The following is a 17,543-nucleotide window of genomic DNA, read 5'->3' as shown; positions in this document are numbered from 1 at the left end:
TTGCTACTGCCGGTACCAGCGGGACGGCAGGCCCAGCGCGCCGCAGCCGGTGCACTCCAGGTCGCCGCTCTCCTGCAGGACGAAGCGGAGGGAGGCGCCGGTGCCGGGATCGACATCCAGGACGGCGCCATCACGCGCGGCGGCGAAGGAGTCCAGGTTCTCGCCACCGGCGGCGCGAACGAGCAGGTGGGCGGCATCCCGCTCCACCACCAGGCTGACGTCGACGATCTCCCCGCTGGTGCCCGCGGCGATGCGCGCCGCCGGACCGGCGAGGGCGTCACGCGCCGGGGCGGGATCGCCGAGATAGGTGCCGTCCAGGGACGGACCGCCACCGCAGGCGGTGAGCAGCAGGATCAGGCCTGCGACCGGTAATCGATGCATCATCGGATCTCCTTGGCTGTGGGTTTGCTCCGGGAACCGGTAGCCGGCCTGCGCAACCGGATCGGCGACTGAAGGACTGCCGAGCGGCGGCGACTCAGTGCACCGTTGCCCGCGCCTCCGGCTCCGGGTTGCGGCGCAGGACCGGGGAGGCGTGGTGGAGCACCATGCGCCAGCCGGCGGGCGTTTCGCGATAGACATTGGTGACCATCACCGGATCGCGGGGCGTCTCCTCCCCCGGCAGGGTGATGTGTTCGTGGAGGACATGAACCGCCATCCCGTCGCCCACGTGCCGGGACAGGGTCTCCGTGTGGATGCTCATCCGGCCGGGGTCGGTGAGAATCCCGCGCCAGCTCTCGGACACCGCGTAGCGTCCCTGCAGCAGGGGTGCCCCCGGATGGACGCAGGCGATGGTGTCGTCATCGGCCCAGAGTGTCAGCATGGCAGCGAGGTCGGCCGCCTCGAATGCCTGGTAGAAGGCGGCCTCGGCCGCCTCCGGCGTGGGATAGCGCGTATCGCTCATGGTCTGTTAACCTGCCTGGCCCTCTTCATGAATGAGATCCCCCGGTAACCGAGGAGTTCCCATGGCCACCGTGCTCGGCATCGGTATCGCGACCCTGGACATCATCAACGAGGTGGACGGCTACCCCGCCGAGGACGCCGAGGTGCGCGCGCTGGCGCAGCGCCGCGCCCGCGGCGGCAACGCCACCAACACCCTCGTGGTCCTCGCCCAGCACGGCCACCGCTGCCACTGGGGCGGCGTGCTCAGCGACGAGGCGGACGCCGCCGGCATCCGTGGCGACCTGGAGCGCCACGGCGTCGTCACCACCCCCTGCCGGGTCGTCGCGGGGGGCAGGGTTCCCACCTCCTACGTTACGCTGAATCGGCGCAATGGATCGCGCACCATTATCCATTACCGCGATCTGCCCGAGTTCGGCTTCCTCGACTTCGCGGTGGTGGACCTCGCCCCCTTCGACTGGATTCACTTCGAGGGGCGCAACCTGGCGGAGACCCGGCGCATGCTGGAGCACGCCGCGCGGACCGCGCCCCGCGCCCGGCGCTCGCTGGAGGTGGAGAAGCCCCACGAGGGCATCGACGCGCTGCTGCCGCTGGCCGACGTGCTGCTGTTCTCGCGCCGTTTCGCCCAGGCCCGCGGCTACGGCAGCGCACCCGACCTGCTGGCGGATCTGCAGCCGCGCAACCCGGACGCCCTGCTCGTATGCGCCTGGGGCGAGGCCGGCGCCTGGGCCCTGGAGCCCGACGGCACCCTGCACCAGAGCCCGGCCTATCCGCCGCCGCGGGTGGTGGAGACCCTGGGCGCGGGCGATGTGTTCAACGCCGGCATCATCCACGCCCTCCTCGACGGCGCCCCCGTCGGCCAGGCCATCGACCGTGCCGGCCGGCTGGCGGGACGCAAGTGCGGTCAGGCGGGGCTGGACGGCCTGGCGGGAGACGCCGGGTGAGGCGGCTCTGTCCGGCGGAGGCGCTGCCGGAGGGCGCGGCCCGGGGCTTCGACAACCCCGCCGACCCGGAGGGCTACGGCGTGGTGGTGGTGCGCCGCGACGGCCTGCTGCGCGCCTACCGCAACCGTTGTCCCCACACGGGTGTACCGCTGGAGTGGCTCCCGGACGCGTTCCTGGACCCGGAGGGCGAACACCTCCAGTGCGCCACCCACGCCGCCCTGTTCCGCATCGGGGACGGCCACTGCATCGCCGGCCCCTGCGCCGGCCGGGGCCTGCAGCCGCTGCCGGTGGAGGAGCGGGACGGATGGGTGGTGATGGGTGAGTGCGTGAGTGCGTGAGTGCGTGAGTCCGTGAGTGGGTGAGTGCGTCAGTGCGTAGGGCCGGATTCATCCGGCCGGGCAGGGCATCGAATCGGAGCGCCGCGGTGCGGATGGTTCCGTGTTCCGTGTTCCGTGTTCCGTGTTCCGTGTTCCGTGTTCCGTGTTCCGTGTTCCGTGTTCCGTGTTCCGTGTTCCGTGTTCCGTGTTCCGTCAGAGTATTGCCCAATCACGATACATGCACGTTCAATCCCGTAAATCCTGTCTATTAAGAATCAGGGTTACAGGTTACGGATAACAGGGAACGGAGACTGGTCACGGGTCCATCCATGAAACGGCGTAAAACCGGAGGGTGTCCGGCCGGATGACTCCGGCCGACACCACATCCCCCTTTCCGGGGAGCGCACAATAAAAATCCCGTTAATCCTGTGAATCCTGTCTATTAACAAAACACTCAGCAGATGCGCGGCAGGGGGTCGTCCTCGAGCTCCTCCAGCAGGCGCTCGCCGCCGAGCTCGGTGACCAGCACCGCCTGGGCGCGGCCCGCCGCCACCTCGCCGACGATGGCGGCCTCGGGGCAGCCGACCGAGCGCATGGCCGCCAGGGCGGCGTCCGCCGACTCCGGCGCCACCACCGACACCACCCGGCCCTCGCAGGCGAGATACATGGGATCGTAGCCGAGCATCTCGCACACCGAACGCACGGGATCGCGCACCGGGATGTCCGGCTCCTGCAGCCGCACGGTGGCGCCGGTGGCATGGGCGATCTCGTGCACCACCGTGGCCAGACCGCCGCGGGTGGGATCGCGCATGAAGCGCAGGCCCGGCACGCCGAGCAGGGCCTGGGTCACGGGCAGCACCGAGGCGGCGTCCGAGGCCAGGTCCCCGCGCAGGCCGAACTCCTCCCGGGCCAGCATCACGGCGGTGCCGTGATCCCCCACCGGACCGCTCACGAGAACCCGGTCACCGGGCAGGATCCGGCCCATGCCCAGCTCGATCCCGTGCTCGCGCACCCCGATGCCGGTGGTGGCGAAGTAGACGCCGCTGCCCTGACCCCGCGGCACCACCTTGGTGTCGCCGGCCACGATGTGCACGGCCGCCTCGGTGGCCGCCGCCGACATGGCCGCCAGGAATCGCTCCAGCTGCGCCAGCTCCAGCCCCTCCTCGATGAAGGCGTTGAGGGTGAGGTAGAGGGGCCGGGCGCCGGCCACCGCCAGGTCGTTCACCGTCCCGTGCACCGCCAGGCTGCCGATATTGCCGCCCGGGAACTCCAGCGGCTGCACCGTGAAGCCGTCGGTGGTCACCACGATCTCGCCATGGTCCCCGATGGGCACCCGCGCCGCGTCCACGTCCGTGTCCAGCCACGGGTTGCCCAGGTGGCGGGCGAACAGCCCGGTGATCAGCTCGCGCATGAACCGCCCGCCGTTGCCGTGGGCCAGGGAGATATGACTGAATTCCATCGTTCGGTTCCCTTGGTCTGTTGTTTTCAACGCGACGACGCCAAGAACGGATTGAGTAATGAGTGATGAGTGGTGGGAAAAGGCGGCACCGTCCCCCACATGCGTATCGCGTAAAGTGTTCCGTGTTCCGTGTTCAGAGCGTCCCCGTTCGGCTCCAGCCACCTTTATCCTTTGTCCATTATCCATTGACCCTTCACGCACTCACGCATTCACGCATTCACGCATTCACGCACTCACGCATTCACGCACTCACGCACTCACGCATCTTCGCGTTAATAATCAATCCGCAGCCGTGGCTTCCACGATCTGGCCGAAGCTGATGCCGGCGTCGTTGGCCGGGACGCGCTCGTGGAGAAGGACCTCGAAGCCGTCGGCCTCGAGCCGGTCGGCCGCCAGCTCGGTGAGCAGGCGGTTCTGGAACACCCCGCCGGTGAGGCCCACCCGGGTGACGCCGCAATCATGGCGCACGGCGCGGGCCTGGTCCAGGAGGGCGCCGGCCAGCGCGGCGTGGAAGCCGGCGGCGCGCACCTGCGCCGGGAGCCCGGCGTCCTGCAGCCAGGGCACCAGCGGCGCCCAGTCGCTGCGCCACAGGCCCGATTCATCCCGGATTAGCGGCACTGCCGGCGCCGTGTCCGCCAGGGCGCCGGTCGCGGCCGCCTCAAGCCACATGGGGCCCTGGCCCTCGAAACTCGCCTCGGTGATGCCCAGCACCCAGGCCGCGGCGGCGTCGAAGAGCCGTCCCGCGGCGCTGGAGAGCGGAGTGTTGAGTCCCCGCTCCCAGGCGGCCCGCAGCAGCGCCCGGTCACCCGGGGCGGCATCCCAGTCGCTGCCCGTCTCCCAGGCCAGCGCCAGGGCGCTGCGCCAGGGCTGGCGCCCGGCCTTGTCCCCGCCGGGGAGCCGGAACGGGCGCAGGGCGCCCACCCGCTCCCAGCCGCCGGGCCGGCCCAGCAGCGCCTCGCCGCCCCAGAGGGTGCCGTCGGCGCCGTAGCCGGTACCATCCCAGGCGAAGACCAGCAGCGCCTCGTCCAGGCCGCGCTCTCCCGCCAGGGCGGCGGCGTGGGCATGGTGGTGGAACACCGGGATGACCGGAAGTCCGCAGCCCCGCGCCCAGCGCGAGGCGCTGTAGTCGGGATGGGCATCGCAGGCCACCCGCTCGGCCCGCACCCCGTAGAGCGCCTGCAGGTCGGTGACGACCTGCTCGAACACCGCCTGGCTGCGCGGCGCGCCCAGCTCGCCGATGTGGGGCGAGACCACCGCCCGCCGCCCCCAGGCCAGGGCGATGGTGTTCTTCATCTGCCCCCCCACCGCCAGCACCGGCCGCGCCACCGGCCGGGACAGCTCCAGTTCCAGCGGCGCCCCGCCGCGGCCCGGGCGGATGGGCCGGGGGCGGCCGCGGATGACCCGGTAGACCGCGTCGTCCGCCGGCCGGCGGATGGGCCGGTCGTGGTGCAGATACCCCTCCGCCACCCGCCCCAGGCGCGACTCCACCGCCCCGGCGTCGGTGAGCACCGGCTCGCCGCTGAGGTTGGCGGAGGTGGCCACCAGCGGACCGCCGAAGGCCTCCAGCAACAGGTGGTGAAGGGGGCTGTAGGGCAGCATCAGCCCCACCTCGCCGAGCCCGGGGGCGATGCCCTCGGCCAGCGGCGCGGTGGGGCGCACCGGCGTCAGCACGATGGGGCGCATGGGGTCGGCCAGGGCGGCGGCGTGCGCCGGCTCCGGCGCGGCCACGGCGCGCACGCCGTCGAGCCCGTCGGCGCCCGCCTGGGGCACCAGCACCGCCAGCGGCTTGTGGGGGCGCGGCTTGTTGGCCCGCAGCCGCGCCACCGCGGCGGCGCTCGCCGCGTCGCAGAGCAGGTGGTAGCCGCCGATGCCCTTGGCCGCCACCACCCGGCCCGCCCGCAGCGCCGCCACGCAGGCGGCCAGGGCCGGCTCGTTGCCCGTCACCGGCTCCACCCCGGGCGCGCGGAACTCCAGCCGCGGACCGCAGGCCGCGCAGGCCAGGGGCTGGGCATGGAAGCGCCGGTCGAGGGGATTCTCGTACTCGGCCCGGCACTCGGGACAGAGGGGGAAACCGGCCATGCTGGTATTGGGCCGGTCGTAGGGCAAGTGGTCGATGATGGTGTAGCGGGGGCCGCACTGGGTGCAGTTGATGAAGGGATAGCGGTGGCGGCGGGCGTGCGGGTCGCGCATCTCCGCCAGGCAGTCGTCGCAGGCGAAGTGATCCGGCGGCACGCTGGCCTGGTCGGGGGAGCCCTCGCCGCTGCCGAGGATACGGAACTCAGCCGCCCCCCCGGGCACACCCTCGACATCCGTCTCCAGCCGTGGCCGCGCCAGCGGCGGCGCCTGCGCCGTCACTCCCGCCACGAAGGCCGCCACCGACTCCGCCGGGCCCTCCACGTGGGCCTCCACCCGCCCGGCCACGTTGCGCACCCAGCCCCGCACCCCGGTGTCATGGGCGAGCCGGTGGAGAAACGGCCGGAACCCCACCCCCTGCACCCGCCCGGTGATGGTCAGCCGCCGCGCCACCACGGCGCCTTTCTCGTCACTCGTCACGGGTTTTTCATGAATAGACAGGATTTACAGGATTTACAGGATTTACAGGATTTACAGGATTCAAAAAAACAGTTATCCGCAGATTACACAGATTACGCAAATAGTGAAAAGCCAACAGAATCGCGGTCCCCGTTTCGGTAGTCGCAGCACGGCATCTGGTTACATCCGCCGGTTGCGTGCAATAAAACCCAATACCGGATAGCGGGTTAATCCCGTCAATCCTGTAAATCCTGTCTATTTGTTGCTTTCTTAGGATCCCGTCGCGGCCTCGGGATCGGGCCGGGCGCCGGCGGACCACCAGATGCGGCAGGCGCCCTCGTCGGAGACCATGCACGGGCCGACGGGATTGCGGGGGGTGCAGGCCTTGCCGTAGAGGCGGCAGTCGGTGGGGTAGAGCTTGCCCAGCACCACCCGGGCGCAGTCGCAGCCGGGGGGCATCTCGCCGGCGCGCTTGCGGCCCTCGTCGGCGTAGCCGGGGAACAGGACGCGGGCGTCGTGGGCGGCGTATTCGGGCCGCAGGTGGAAGCCGGAATCGGGGATGGTGCCGATGCCGCGCCAGGTGGCGTCGCCGACGCGCATGGTCTGCTCCAGGCACGATTTCGCCGCCGGGTTGCCGCCGGGGCGCACCAGCTCCGGGTAGCAGTTGTCGAGGAACGGCCGTTCCTCCTGGAGCTGGCGCAGCACCGAGTAGGTGGCCGCCAGCAGGCTGTCGGGGCTGAAACCGGCCACCGCGGCGGGGATGTGGTGGCGTTCGGTCACGAACTCCCACTCCTCCGGCCCCATCACCGTGGCCACGTGGCCCGGGGCGACGAGGGCGTCGAAGCCCGGCGCCTCGGAGTCCAGCAGCATGGCCACCGCCGGCCAGGTCAGGCGCCCGGAGAGCAGGATGGAGAGGTTGTCGGGAATGCCCTCGGCGACCATGCCCGCCACCGGCGCGGTGGTGGTCTCGAAACCGGCGGCGAAGAACACGACCGGGCGCTGCGGATCGGCCTCGGCGATGCGCACCGCCTCGGTGGGCGAGGCGATGGGGCGCACGTCGCCGCCGCGGGCGCGGGCCTGGTCCAGGGAACGGGCCTCGGACTTGGGCACATTGACCGGCACCCGCAGCATGTCGCCGAAGGCCACCAGGGTCACCTGCTCGCGCAGGGCGAGCTGGATGGCGGTGTAGACATCCTCCTCGGGGCAGACGCAGACCGGGCAGCCGGGGCCGGGGATCAGCTCCAGGTTGTCCGGCAGCGCGCCGCGCAGCCCGGCCATGGTGATGGAGCGCTCGTGGCCGCCGCAGACGTTCATGATGCGCACCCGCTCCGGGAGCTCCAGGGCGCGGATGTGTTCGAGCCACTGCCTGGCGGTCTGCGGCATGGTGTCGTTCTCCCGGTTCAGGGGTGGGCGTGGTGGTGGGCGTGATCGTGATCATGCCCGTGGGCGTCGGGCGCCACGCTGGGGCGCAGGCTCTCGCCGCGGGTGGCGCGCTCGCGCTGGGCGGCCGCTTCCCCGCGCAGCCACCCCAGCCACTCCTCCATGCCGGGGCCCTTGCTGGCGGAGAGCTGCAGCACGGGGGCCTCGCAGGCCAGTGCGCGCAGGTGCCTTTCGGCCGCGGCGGGCTCGAAGTCGTCCAGGAACGGCAACAGGTCGGTCTTGGTGATGAGCATCAGGTCCGCGGCGCGGAACATCACCGGGTACTTGGCCGGCTTGTCGTCCCCCTCCACCACCGACAGCAGGATGACGTTGCGGTGGTGGCCGAGGTCGAAGCTGGCCGGGCAGACCAGGTTGCCCACGTTCTCGATGAAGACGATGTCCACCCCCTCCAGCGGCAGGTGGTGGAGCGCGTCGTGGACCATGTGGGCATCCAGGTGGCAGGCGCTGCCGGTGGCGATCTGGATGGCCGGGACACCGCGGGCGCGCACCCGCTCGGCGTCGTTCTCCGTCTCCAGGTCGCCCTCGATGACGGCGATGCCGAGCTCGCCCTTGAGGGCGTCGATGGTGGCCTCCAGCAGCCGGGTCTTGCCCGCGCCGGGAGAGGACATGAGGTTCAGCGCGAGGATGCCGCGACGGTCGAAGTGCTCGCGGTTGTGGGCGGCCTGGTGGTCGTTCTCCGACAGCAGGCCCTGGAGGACGCTCACCGCGGTGCGGCCGTCCTCGGTGCGGGCCAGCTTGCCCTCGCCGATGATGAGGTGCCGGTTGCCGGGAGTGATGTTGCAGCCACAGGTGTCACACATGGGGGTAGCGTCTCCGGTGCAAGTTTCGCGACCCGCCGCGGGGGCGCGGTCACGGTACTCAAGAATAGACTACTCCGGCGCGGGATCTTCGGGGATGTCCAGCTCCAGGCTCGCCAGCAGCAGCTCGTCGCCGCTGACGAGATCGGTGTGCCAGTCGCCGCAGGCGGCGCATACCAGCCGGTTCGGGACCGCCTCCGACTCCACGCCGCAGGTCCGGCAGCGCACCCGCACGGGGGACTCCTCCATCACCAGCTCGGCGCCCTCGGCCGGCGTGCCGGCGGCGGCGAGCGGGTAGGCCTGGCGCAGCAGGTGGGGTTCCACGCCCGAGAGCGGGCCGTAGCGGAGCAGGATGCGGCTCACCGAGCTGGCGTTGTGCTCCGCGGCCACCGCCTCCACCTGGCGCAGCAGGGCCTGGCACAGGGCGAGCTCGTGCATCGGGGCCTCAGCCCCCCGCGGGACCGGCGGCGGCGAGCATCTCGTCGTAGAGCTCCCAGGCCGAACGGGCCTCCTGCTCGGTCATCTTCTGGATGGCGTAGCCCACGTGGACCATGACGTAGTCGCCCACATCCACCGGCTCGCCCTGCATCAGAAAGAGGTTGACCTCCCGCTCCACGCCCTTGGCCGAGCAGCGGGCCACGAAACCGTTGACCTCATCCACCTGCATTGGAATTCCGAGACACATAGGCCTGCACTCACCTCGCTGCCGCACTGCTGTAGCCGGGGCTGTCATGGTACCGCCCCCGACACCGGCAAAGCCACAGGCGGAGGCCGGAACCACTCCCCCCCATGGCGCCACCGGGCCGGGCGCCGGTTCCCGGGCGATGGATTGCATCGCGGGGCTTTCAATTCTAGCGGGGCAACGCGGGCGCACCTTGACGATAGTCAAAATCGGCGCAATCCCGGAAAAGTCGCGGCCGGTCCCTCACGCCCCTGCCGATTTGTACTACACTGCCGAAAAAGCCGGGCACTGCCAGCCGGCGCGATAACAACCGATGGGGCATGCCAGGCCTCTAAGGACCCAGGGACTTGAACACTACACTGGTGCTCGGGATCGGCAATACCCTCCTGACCGACGAGGGCGCCGGGATCCACGCGCTGTCCTATCTCCAGGAACACCATCCCGACCTGCCCGGTGTCGAGTACATGGACGGCGGCACCCTGAGCTTCACCCTGGCCATTCCCATCGAGGAGGCCGACAGCCTCATCGTCATCGACGCCGCCCGGATGGACAGCGCGCCGGGGACGGTGCACGTGTTCGAGGGCGAGGAGATGGACCGCTACCTGAACAGCGGCAAGCGCACGCCCCACGAGGTGAGCATCAGCGACCTGCTGGCCATGGCCCTCCTCCGCGGCCGCTTTCCCGCCAACCGGGCCCTGGTGGGCATCGAACCGGAGTCCCTGGACTGGGGGCAGGCGCCCTCGCCGGCCGTGGCGAGATCCATCCCCGAGGCGGCCGCCGCCGTGACCTCCCTCCTCGGCCGCTGGCGCGAGGACGCCACCTAAATGGAAATTTCTTGATTATCGTCAAGGTTGACGATTCCGGGAGTCACGACAATGCTTCATAAGGACTGCTTAATATTTCCAGGCGTCATAAAACAATGACCGGACGCCCCATCGACATCCCCATCCGTGCCGAAAGCGGCGGCGAACCCGTCAGCCACGGCAACGCACTGCCCCTCCTGCACGAGGTCCGGCACGCCCTGGAACGGCTGCTCGCCGCCGGCGATGAGACCGTCATCGATCTGCGCTCCATTCCCATGGGACCGGGCGACGAGGCGCGCCTGGAGGCCGAACTCGGGACCGGAGAAATCAACGCCCGGCTGGAGACGGCCATCGGTCCCAGCGTCGTCATGGAGACGCGCTTCCCCGGGGTATGGCTCATCACCCACTACAACAGCGAGGACCAGATCCTGTCCCGCTTCATCGAGGTGACCGAGGTACCGGCCATACTCCGGAGCCAGTCCGAGGACATCCGGGAGGGGATCGACGCGCTTTCGGAACAATTGCAGCAGCAGGCAAACGAATAGGTATCCGCTTCCAGACGAGGGAGGGAAGACACCATGTCATACGACAAGACCCTGGGTGAAGCGCTCCGGCGCCAGGGTGTAAGCCGCCGCGGCTTCATGAAGTTCTGCGCCACCACGGCTTCACTCATGGCCCTGCCCCCCAGCATGGTACCGGCCATCGCCGCGGCCCTGGAGCAGGCCCGCCGACCGTCGGTCATCTGGCTCTCCTTCCAGGAGTGCACCGGCTGTACCGAGTCGCTGACCCGCTCCCACTCGCCCACCGTGGAAAGTCTGATCCTGGGCCAGATCTCCCTGGACTACCACCACACCCTCCAGGCCGCCGCCGGCAGCGCCGCGGAGCACGCCCGCGAAGAGGCCATGAAGGAGAACTACGGCAAGTACCTCCTCATCGTCGACGGCTCCATCCCGCTGGGCAACCCCGGCTACTCCACCATCGCCGGCATCAGCAACAAGGACATGCTGCTGGAGACGGCCAAGGGCGCCGCGGCCATCGTCGCGGTGGGCACCTGCGCGGCCTATGGCGGCATCCCGAAGGCCAACCCGAACCCCACCGGCGCGGTGGCGGTGAGCGACCTGATCAAGGACAAGCCCATCATCAACGTGCCCGGCTGCCCGCCCATCCCGGTGGTCATCACCGGCGTGCTGGCCCATTACCTGACCTTCGGCACCATCCCGGAACTGGACGCCGTGGGCCGCCCGAAGGTCTTCTACGGCGAGACCATCCACGACCGCTGCTACCGCCGGCCCTTCTATGACAAGGGCCTGTTCGCCGAGAGCTTCGACGACGAGGGCGCGCGCAAGGGCTGGTGCCTGTTCAAGCTCGGCTGCAAGGCGCCGGTCACCTACAACGCCTGCGCCACCACCAAGTGGAACGCCGGCACCAGCTTCCCCATCCAGTCCGGCCACGGCTGCATCGGCTGCTCCGAGCCGAACTTCTGGGATATGGGCGGCTTCTACAAGGCGCTCTCGGTGCCCAACGACCCGGTCACCCTGGTCGCCGGCGCCGCCGCCGCAGCGGGCGTGGCCGCCGGGGCCGCCATGGCCATGCGCAACCGCAAGGCCAAGGCCGACGCCAAGTCCAAGCACCAAACCGTCACCATCGACGACCTGGAGAAATAGCCATGAGTTCGACTGCCATGGACCTCCTCACGTGGGTGCGCGGCCCCGGCTTCATCATCGCCGTGGCCATCTTCCTGTTCGGGATCGCGCTGCGTCTCATCGAGATCTACTCCCTGGGACGCAAGCCGGACCTGGCCGTCGCCCGCACCGAGTCCAGGGGTTCGGGCGGCCGCACCATCCTCGGCCGCTCCCTGCCCCCGGAGGGGATGCTGAAACGCTCGCCGATCACCTATATCGGCGGCTACATCTTCCACATCGGGCTGTTCATCACCGTGCTGCTGTTCGAGCCCCACATCGAGCTCATCCGCAACCTCATCGGCCTCAGCTGGCCGGGGCTGCCCAGCCCGGTGGTGGACGCCGCGGCGATCATCAGCATCATCGCCCTCATCGTGGTGCTGGCCAACCGCATCACCGACCCGGTGAAGCGCTTCCTCTCCACCTTCGAGGACTACCTCACCTGGACGCTGACGCTGCTGCCGCTGCTGACCGGCTACCTGGCCTATCACCACCTGTTCCTCAACTACACCCTGCTGCTGGCGCTGCACATCCTCACCGTGGAGCTGCTGCTGGTGGCGCTGCCCTTCACCAAGCTGTTCCACACCTTCAGCCTCTTCGCCGCCCGCTGGTACAACGGCGACATCTCCGGCCGGAAGGGGGTGGCGTCATGATCAGAGAGCAGGGGCCCCGCGCAGCGGGGATGCGAACGGCCGTGAATGACGCCGGCCGCCGACCGGATCGCCCCCTCAACCCGCACTCCCCCAACGGAGGCGGCGTCATGAACAGCGGCGTCATGAACAGCGGCGTCATGAACAGCGGCGTCATGAACAGCGGCGTCATGAACAATGGGAACCGTCTTACGGAGGTGGCGTCATGAGTGCTTCATTCGAACGCGGCATCAATGCCTTCCGCGAGGTGCTCGATGCCCCCATCGCCAGCTTCTTCTCGAGCTGCGTCCACTGCGGCCTGTGCGCCGAGGCGTGCCTGTTCTACACCGAGACCGGCGATCCGAAGTACACCCCGATCCACAAGCTCGAGCCCCTGCGCCGGACGTGGAAGCAGGAGTACACCCTGTTCGGCAGGCTGGGCAAGCTGGTGGGCCTGTCCAAGGCGGTGACCGACGAGGAGCTGGCCGAGTGGTCCGAACTGGTCTATGACAGCTGCACCCTGTGCGGACGCTGCTCCATGGTCTGCCCGGTGGGCAACGACATCGCCTACATGGTGCGCAAGATGCGCGAGGGCATGTCGGCCGCCGGCCACGCGCCCGAGGGCGTCATCGGCGCCACCAAACGCACCGTGACCATCGGCAGCCCCATGGGCGTCAAGTGGCCGGCCGTGCAGGCCCAGATCAAGCACGTGCAGGCCGACACCGGGCTGGAGATTCCCGTGGACCAGGAGGGGGTGGAGTACATGCCGCTGCTCTCCTCCATGGAGATCATCAATTTCCCCGAGTACCTGGCCGCCCTGGCGCGCATCTTCAAGCAGGCGGGGGTCACCTGGACGCTCTCCTCCGACGCCTTCGAGGCCACCAACAGCGGCATCCAGATAGGCGCCTCGGACATCGCCCGGGAGATCGTCTCGCGCATCGTCAACGCCGCCGAGAAGCTCAAGGTGAAGACGGTGATCAGCCCCGAGTGCGGCCACGCCTTCTCCGCCATCCGCTGGGAGGGGCCCAACCTCATGGGCCGGCCCTTCACCTTCGAGGTCAAGCACATCCTGGAGGTGCTCGACGAACTGCGCCGGCAGGGCAAGTTGCGCACCCGGGGCCACAAGGACATCCCCCTGACCTTCCACGACCCGTGCCAGATCGTGCGCCGCGGCGGCGTGGTGGAGCAGCCGCGCAACCTGCTGAACATGGTGGCCACGGACTTCCGCGAGATGAACGACCACGGCGTGATGAACTGGTGCTGTGGCGGCGGCGGCGGCGTGTCGGCGAACGAACGCGCCGAGGAGCTCCGGCTGAAGGCCTTCAAGCGCAAGAAGAGCCAGCTGGAGGAGCTGGGCGTGACCACCATGGTCACCGCCTGCGCCAACTGCCGCATCGTCCTCGAGGAGGGGCTGGAGCACTACAACATGGACGTGGAGGTGCTGGGCCTCACCGAGCTGCTGGCCGACTACCTGGTGGAGGACGAAGAGTCCGACCCGGTCGCCAAGGCCGCAGCGGAATCCACCGGAGCCTGATGACCCTGGAGCCTGACAACAATGAGCGAAAGAATCGTCGTTGATCCCATCACCCGCATCGAGGGCCACCTGCGTATCGAGGCCCAGATGGAGGGTGACAGCATCCAGTCGGCCTACTCGTCCGGCACCATGGTCCGCGGCATCGAGATTATCCTTCGTGGCCGCGACCCGCGCGACGCGTGGGCCTTCGCCCAGCGCATCTGCGGCGTGTGCACGCTGGTGCACGGCATCGCCTCGGTGCGCTCCGTCGAGAACGCCCTGAACTACCGGATCCCGCCCAACGCCGAGCTCATCCGCAACCTGATGATCGCGGCCCAGTACGTGCACGACCACGTGATGCACTTCTATCACCTGCACGCGCTGGACTGGGTGGACGTGGTCTCGGCGCTCTCCGCCGACCCCAAGGCCACCTCCGAGCTGGCCCAGTCGCTGTCGAACTACTCCAAGTCCTCCCCGGGCTACTTCGCCGACGTGCAGAAGCGGCTCAAGGAGTTCGTCGAGAGCGGCCAGCTCGGCATCTTCGCCAACGGCTACTGGGGCCACCCGGCCTACAAGCTGCCGCCGGAGGCGAACCTGATGGCGGTGGCCCACTACCTGGACGCCCTCGCCTGGCAGCGCGACGCGGTGGTCCTGCACGCCATCCTCGGCGGCAAGAACCCCCACCCCATGTTCCTGGTGGGCGGCGCGCCGTCGGCCATCAGCGTCGATTCCGGCCAGCAGGGTGGCACCGCGCTGGACGTGGTGGGCCTGCAGAAGATCCAGAACGTCATCGACAGCATGCGTTCCTTCGTCGACCAGGTCTACGTGCCCGACACGCTGGCCATCGCCGGGTTCTACAAGGACTGGGGCTCGCGCGGCGAGGGGCTCGGCAACTTCCTCACCTACGGCGACTTCCCGGACCCGGTCAAGGGCATGGGCGATCCCTCCGGCTACATGATCCCGCCGGGCGCGATCCTCAACCGGGATCTCTCCACGGTGCACGAGGTGGACATGCACGCCGACGATCAGATCCAGGAGTTCGTATCCCACTCCTGGTACGACTACAAAGGCGGCAAGGAGCAGGGTCTGCACCCCTACCAGGGCGAGACCGCCTTCGACTATGACGGCCGCGGCGGTCCGCAGCCGCCCTTCGAGCAGCTCAACGTGGACGACGGCTACTCCTGGCTGAAGTCCCCGCGCTGGAAGGGCCACTCCATGGAGGTGGGCCCGCTGGCCCGCGTCCTGATGCTCTATGCCCGCGGCCACGAGCAGACCAGGGAGCTGGTGGGGATGACGCTGAACAAGCTGGACATCCCGGTGGAGGCCCTGTTCTCCACCCTCGGCCGCACCGCCGCCCGCACCCTGGAGACCAAGATCATCGTCGACGCCATGCAGGGCATGTACGACCAGCTGGTGGCGAACATCCGTTCGGGCGATCTCAAGACCTTCAACGAGGCGCTCTGGGATCCCTCCACCTGGCCGAAGAAGTGCCAGGGCGTCGGCTACATGGAGGCCCCGCGCGGCGGACTCGCCCACTGGATCGTCATCGAGAACGAGAAGATCGCCAACTACCAGGCGGTCGTGCCCAGCACCTGGAACGCCGGCCCGCGGGATCCCAAGGGGGTACCGGGCGCCTACGAGGCGGCGCTGCAGGACAACCACCAGCTGGTGGATCCCAAGCAGCCGGTGGAGATCCTGCGCACCATCCACAGCTTCGACCCCTGCATCGCCTGCGCGGTGCATGTCAGCGACGAGGGGGGCGAGGAGCTGGTGAAGGTGAAGGTGAGATAACCCCCCGGCCTGCGGCCCATGCCGCAGCCCGAGGAAAGGCCGCCCCCGGGCGGCCTTTCCTCGTTTCCGGCTATCCGGCCGCGCCCCGCATGGAGACCGCCATGTCCGAACCGACTCCGCTCCGGCTCCGCTCCACCCTGACCTGCCCCGAGTGCGGACACCAGGCGACGGAGACCATGCCCACCGACGCCTGCCAGTTCTTCTACGAGTGCCGCGGCTGTGGCGCCCTGCTGCGCCCGCAGCCCGGCGACTGCTGCGTGTTCTGTTCCTACGGGGATGTCCCCTGCCCGCCCATCCAGCAATCCCGCAGCGACTGCTGCGGCTGAACACTGGCGGGCTGCGCCGCGCGGGTCCATGCTGAAGACAGGCACGGCTCCACTCCGCCAAACCGATGTCGCCATGAGCGTGACCCGATCCACACCCGCTACGCGGCTGCGCGGCGCAATCGCCGCGGCCGCGCGGCCGGCGGAAGACTACCGGCTGATCAGCGGACTGTTCCTGTGCCTGCTGGCCCTGGTCTACCTCGCCGCCTTCGCCTCGCTGGCGGGGCAGATCACCGGCCTGGCCGGCAGCCAGGGCATCCTGCCGTTCACCGACCAGCTGCGGGCGGCGGAGGCCCTGCACGGCGCATGGTGCTTCCTGCAGCTGCCAACCCTGTTCTGGATCGACGCCGGCGACGGCGCCCTGCGCGCCGCCGCGGTGGCCGGCTGCGGCTTCTCCCTGCTGCTGTTGCTGAACATCTTTCCGCGCCTGGCGCTGGCGGCCCTGTTCGCCCTCTACCTGTCCCTGTTCCACGCCGGCCAGGTATTCATGAACTTCCAGTGGGACTACCTGCTGCTGGAGGCGGGTTTCCTGGGCATCTTCCTGCCCGGGGGGTCGCGGGTGGTGATCTGGCTCTACCGCTGGCTGCTGTTCCGGCTGCGCTTCCTGTCCGGCATCTCCAAGCTGGTGAGCGGCGATCCCTCCTGGGCCGGCCTGACGGCCCTGAACCACTACTTCGAGACCCAGCCGCTGCCCCACGTGGGCAGCTGGTACGCCCACCAGCTGCCCGAGTGGCTGCTGCGGGCCGGCACCGGTGCGGCGCTGTTCACCGAGCTGGTGGTGCCCTTCATGATGTTCCTGCCGCGTCCCTGGCGGCTGTTCGCCGCCTGGGCGACCATCGCCATGCAGCTGCTCATCATCCTCACCAGCAACCACAACTTCTTCAACCTGCTCACCATCGTCCTGTGCCTGTTCCTGTTCGACGACCGGGCCCTGCGCCGGGTCGTGCCCGTCGCACTCGCGCGGCGCCTCGCCCTGCACCCCGCGCTCCCGCGCGGCGGCATCGGGAGCGTTCTACGGGCCGCCGGCCTCGGCGCAATGGCGCTGCTGCTGGTGACGGTGAGCGCCACCCTGGCGGGCGAGATGATCCTCCAGCGTCCGGCCCCCGCCCCGCTGGCGGCGCTGGCCGGCTGGCTGCAGCCCTGGCGCATCGCCAACCGCTACCACGTCTTCCCCAACATGCTCACCGAGCGGCTGGAGATCCGCATCGAGGGTTCCCGCGACGGGCGGAGCTGGCGTCCCTATGTTTTCCGCTACAAGCCCGGCGACCCGGCCCGGCGCCCGGCGGTGGTCATCCCCCGCCAGCCGCGGCTGGACTGGATGATCTGGTTCGTGCCCCTGGGACACCCGGTGAACTGGAACTGGTACGGACGCTTCCTGGAGCGGCTGCGGGAGAATAGCCCGGCGGTCACCGGACTGCTGGCGGAGAACCCCTTCCCCGGCGCGCCGCCGCGGTTCCTGCGGGCGAGCCTGTGGCGCTATCGCTTCACCGACGCGAGGACCCGCGCGGAGACGGGAGACTGGTGGACGCGGGAGTACCTGGGGCCGTTCCCGGCCCTGCCCGCCCCCGGCGGGATGTAAGGCCAGGGGGTAAGGGGTAAGGGGTAAGGGGTAAGGGGTAAGGGGTAAGGGGTAAGGGATTGTAGGTGCAGATTCATCTGCACAGGAACAGCCAGGAACCGACGCCCTGCCCGGCCGGATGAATCCGGCCCTACGTACCAACGCACTCACGCATTCAC

At 69.4% G+C, this 17,543-nt stretch carries 18 protein-coding genes; 10 read left to right on the top strand and 8 right to left on the bottom strand.

The window, feature by feature from the left end:
- Positions 1-3: 3 nt before the first annotated feature.
- Both DFQ59_RS15550 and DFQ59_RS15545 read right to left on the bottom strand, forming a co-directional pair.
- A complete protein-coding gene (locus tag DFQ59_RS15550) occupies positions 4-381 on the bottom strand; it encodes a hypothetical protein (protein WP_211314968.1) in 378 nt (125 codons plus the stop codon).
- 94 nt (positions 382-475) lie between these two features.
- Entirely contained in the window at positions 476-901 is a 426-nt protein-coding gene (locus DFQ59_RS15545; protein WP_114280640.1) for a YybH family protein, read from the bottom strand.
- Between the two features lie 61 nt (positions 902-962).
- On the opposite strand from DFQ59_RS15545, the gene DFQ59_RS15540 reads away from it, so the two are divergent.
- Positions 963-1,841 carry a PfkB family carbohydrate kinase gene (locus tag DFQ59_RS15540; RefSeq protein WP_114280639.1) on the top strand — a complete coding sequence of 293 codons (879 nt, stop codon included), beginning with the start codon at positions 963-965 and terminating at the stop codon, positions 1,839-1,841.
- On the top strand, positions 1,838-2,179 hold the full coding sequence (locus DFQ59_RS15535; protein ID WP_114280638.1) for a Rieske (2Fe-2S) protein: 342 nt from the start codon (positions 1,838-1,840) through the stop codon (positions 2,177-2,179). The genes DFQ59_RS15540 and DFQ59_RS15535 overlap by 4 nt, the downstream gene beginning before the upstream one ends.
- A gap of 433 nt (positions 2,180-2,612) precedes the next feature.
- Here DFQ59_RS15535 and hypE read toward each other — a convergent pair whose 3' ends face one another.
- From hypE to DFQ59_RS15505, 6 genes are all read right to left on the bottom strand, one after another.
- Positions 2,613-3,617, bottom strand: a complete 1,005-nt coding sequence (hypE, locus tag DFQ59_RS15530; protein WP_114280637.1) for a hydrogenase expression/formation protein HypE — start codon at positions 3,615-3,617, stop codon at positions 2,613-2,615.
- A 279-nt stretch (positions 3,618-3,896) separates the two neighbouring features.
- Positions 3,897-6,170, bottom strand: coding sequence for a carbamoyltransferase HypF (gene hypF / locus DFQ59_RS15525; protein ID WP_211314967.1), 2,274 nt, complete (start codon positions 6,168-6,170; stop codon positions 3,897-3,899).
- Positions 6,171-6,419: 249 nt separating this feature from the next.
- A complete protein-coding gene (gene hypD, locus DFQ59_RS15520; RefSeq protein ID WP_114280636.1) occupies positions 6,420-7,532 on the bottom strand; it encodes a hydrogenase formation protein HypD in 1,113 nt (370 codons plus the stop codon).
- 17 nt (positions 7,533-7,549) lie between these two features.
- Complete coding sequence (hypB, locus tag DFQ59_RS15515) at positions 7,550-8,389, bottom strand: hydrogenase nickel incorporation protein HypB (protein ID WP_114280635.1); 840 nt, start codon at positions 8,387-8,389, stop codon at positions 7,550-7,552.
- 69 nt (positions 8,390-8,458) lie between these two features.
- Complete coding sequence (locus DFQ59_RS15510; protein ID WP_114280634.1) at positions 8,459-8,824, bottom strand: hydrogenase maturation nickel metallochaperone HypA/HybF; 366 nt, start codon at positions 8,822-8,824, stop codon at positions 8,459-8,461.
- 7 nt (positions 8,825-8,831) lie between these two features.
- Positions 8,832-9,071, bottom strand: coding sequence for a HypC/HybG/HupF family hydrogenase formation chaperone (locus tag DFQ59_RS15505; RefSeq protein ID WP_114280633.1), 240 nt, complete (start codon positions 9,069-9,071; stop codon positions 8,832-8,834).
- Positions 9,072-9,415: 344 nt separating this feature from the next.
- On the opposite strand from DFQ59_RS15505, the gene DFQ59_RS15500 reads away from it, so the two are divergent.
- The 8 genes from DFQ59_RS15500 to DFQ59_RS15465 all read left to right on the top strand — a co-directional run bounded on the left by DFQ59_RS15500 (position 9,416) and on the right by DFQ59_RS15465 (position 17,385).
- The gene (locus tag DFQ59_RS15500; RefSeq protein WP_114280632.1) at positions 9,416-9,892 is read left to right on the top strand and encodes a HyaD/HybD family hydrogenase maturation endopeptidase; all 477 of its coding nucleotides are present in this window, start codon (positions 9,416-9,418) and stop codon (positions 9,890-9,892) included.
- A gap of 95 nt (positions 9,893-9,987) precedes the next feature.
- The gene (locus tag DFQ59_RS15495) at positions 9,988-10,416 is read left to right on the top strand and encodes a hydrogenase expression/formation C-terminal domain-containing protein (RefSeq protein ID WP_114280631.1); all 429 of its coding nucleotides are present in this window, start codon (positions 9,988-9,990) and stop codon (positions 10,414-10,416) included.
- Between the two features lie 33 nt (positions 10,417-10,449).
- Positions 10,450-11,535 (top strand): hydrogenase small subunit, encoded by a 1,086-nt coding sequence (locus DFQ59_RS15490; RefSeq protein ID WP_114280630.1) that lies wholly within the window; start codon positions 10,450-10,452, stop codon positions 11,533-11,535.
- Positions 11,536-11,537: 2 nt separating this feature from the next.
- Positions 11,538-12,203 (top strand): hypothetical protein, encoded by a 666-nt coding sequence (locus DFQ59_RS15485; RefSeq protein WP_114280629.1) that lies wholly within the window; start codon positions 11,538-11,540, stop codon positions 12,201-12,203.
- A gap of 202 nt (positions 12,204-12,405) precedes the next feature.
- Positions 12,406-13,713 (top strand): (Fe-S)-binding protein, encoded by a 1,308-nt coding sequence (locus DFQ59_RS15480; RefSeq protein WP_114280628.1) that lies wholly within the window; start codon positions 12,406-12,408, stop codon positions 13,711-13,713.
- A gap of 21 nt (positions 13,714-13,734) precedes the next feature.
- On the top strand, positions 13,735-15,483 hold the full coding sequence (locus DFQ59_RS15475) for a nickel-dependent hydrogenase large subunit (protein ID WP_114280627.1): 1,749 nt from the start codon (positions 13,735-13,737) through the stop codon (positions 15,481-15,483).
- Positions 15,484-15,584: 101 nt separating this feature from the next.
- A complete protein-coding gene (locus DFQ59_RS15470) occupies positions 15,585-15,809 on the top strand; it encodes a GDCCVxC domain-containing (seleno)protein (protein WP_114280626.1) in 225 nt (74 codons plus the stop codon).
- A 73-nt stretch (positions 15,810-15,882) separates the two neighbouring features.
- Complete coding sequence (locus DFQ59_RS15465; protein ID WP_170142187.1) at positions 15,883-17,385, top strand: lipase maturation factor family protein; 1,503 nt, start codon at positions 15,883-15,885, stop codon at positions 17,383-17,385.
- Positions 17,386-17,543 lie beyond the last annotated feature (158 nt).

It is taken from the genome of Thioalbus denitrificans (genome assembly GCF_003337735.1).
In the GTDB taxonomy this organism is placed as follows: Bacteria; Pseudomonadota; Gammaproteobacteria; order DSM-26407; family DSM-26407; genus Thioalbus; species Thioalbus denitrificans.
The sequence above is the reverse complement of the archived record's forward strand: the minus strand, read 5'-3'. Positions and strand labels throughout refer to the sequence as shown.

Coding starts and splice junctions, on each gene's coding strand:
- DFQ59_RS15490 (WP_114280630.1), top strand. CDS start 10,450: ATGTCATACGACAAGACCCTGGGTGAAGCGCTCCGGCGCCAGGGTGTA.
- DFQ59_RS15480 (WP_114280628.1), top strand. CDS start 12,406: ATGAGTGCTTCATTCGAACGCGGCATCAATGCCTTCCGCGAGGTGCTC.
- DFQ59_RS15510 (WP_114280634.1), bottom strand. CDS start 8,824: ATGCACGAGCTCGCCCTGTGCCAGGCCCTGCTGCGCCAGGTGGAGGCG.
- DFQ59_RS15550 (WP_211314968.1), bottom strand. CDS start 381: ATGCATCGATTACCGGTCGCAGGCCTGATCCTGCTGCTCACCGCCTGC.
- DFQ59_RS15540 (WP_114280639.1), top strand. CDS start 963: ATGGCCACCGTGCTCGGCATCGGTATCGCGACCCTGGACATCATCAAC.
- DFQ59_RS15475 (WP_114280627.1), top strand. CDS start 13,735: ATGAGCGAAAGAATCGTCGTTGATCCCATCACCCGCATCGAGGGCCAC.
- DFQ59_RS15485 (WP_114280629.1), top strand. CDS start 11,538: ATGAGTTCGACTGCCATGGACCTCCTCACGTGGGTGCGCGGCCCCGGC.
- DFQ59_RS15470 (WP_114280626.1), top strand. CDS start 15,585: ATGTCCGAACCGACTCCGCTCCGGCTCCGCTCCACCCTGACCTGCCCC.
- hypE (WP_114280637.1), bottom strand. CDS start 3,617: ATGGAATTCAGTCATATCTCCCTGGCCCACGGCAACGGCGGGCGGTTC.
- DFQ59_RS15505 (WP_114280633.1), bottom strand. CDS start 9,071: ATGTGTCTCGGAATTCCAATGCAGGTGGATGAGGTCAACGGTTTCGTG.
- hypB (WP_114280635.1), bottom strand. CDS start 8,389: ATGTGTGACACCTGTGGCTGCAACATCACTCCCGGCAACCGGCACCTC.
- DFQ59_RS15495 (WP_114280631.1), top strand. CDS start 9,988: ATGACCGGACGCCCCATCGACATCCCCATCCGTGCCGAAAGCGGCGGC.
- DFQ59_RS15465 (WP_170142187.1), top strand. CDS start 15,883: ATGAGCGTGACCCGATCCACACCCGCTACGCGGCTGCGCGGCGCAATC.
- hypD (WP_114280636.1), bottom strand. CDS start 7,532: ATGCCGCAGACCGCCAGGCAGTGGCTCGAACACATCCGCGCCCTGGAG.
- DFQ59_RS15545 (WP_114280640.1), bottom strand. CDS start 901: ATGAGCGATACGCGCTATCCCACGCCGGAGGCGGCCGAGGCCGCCTTC.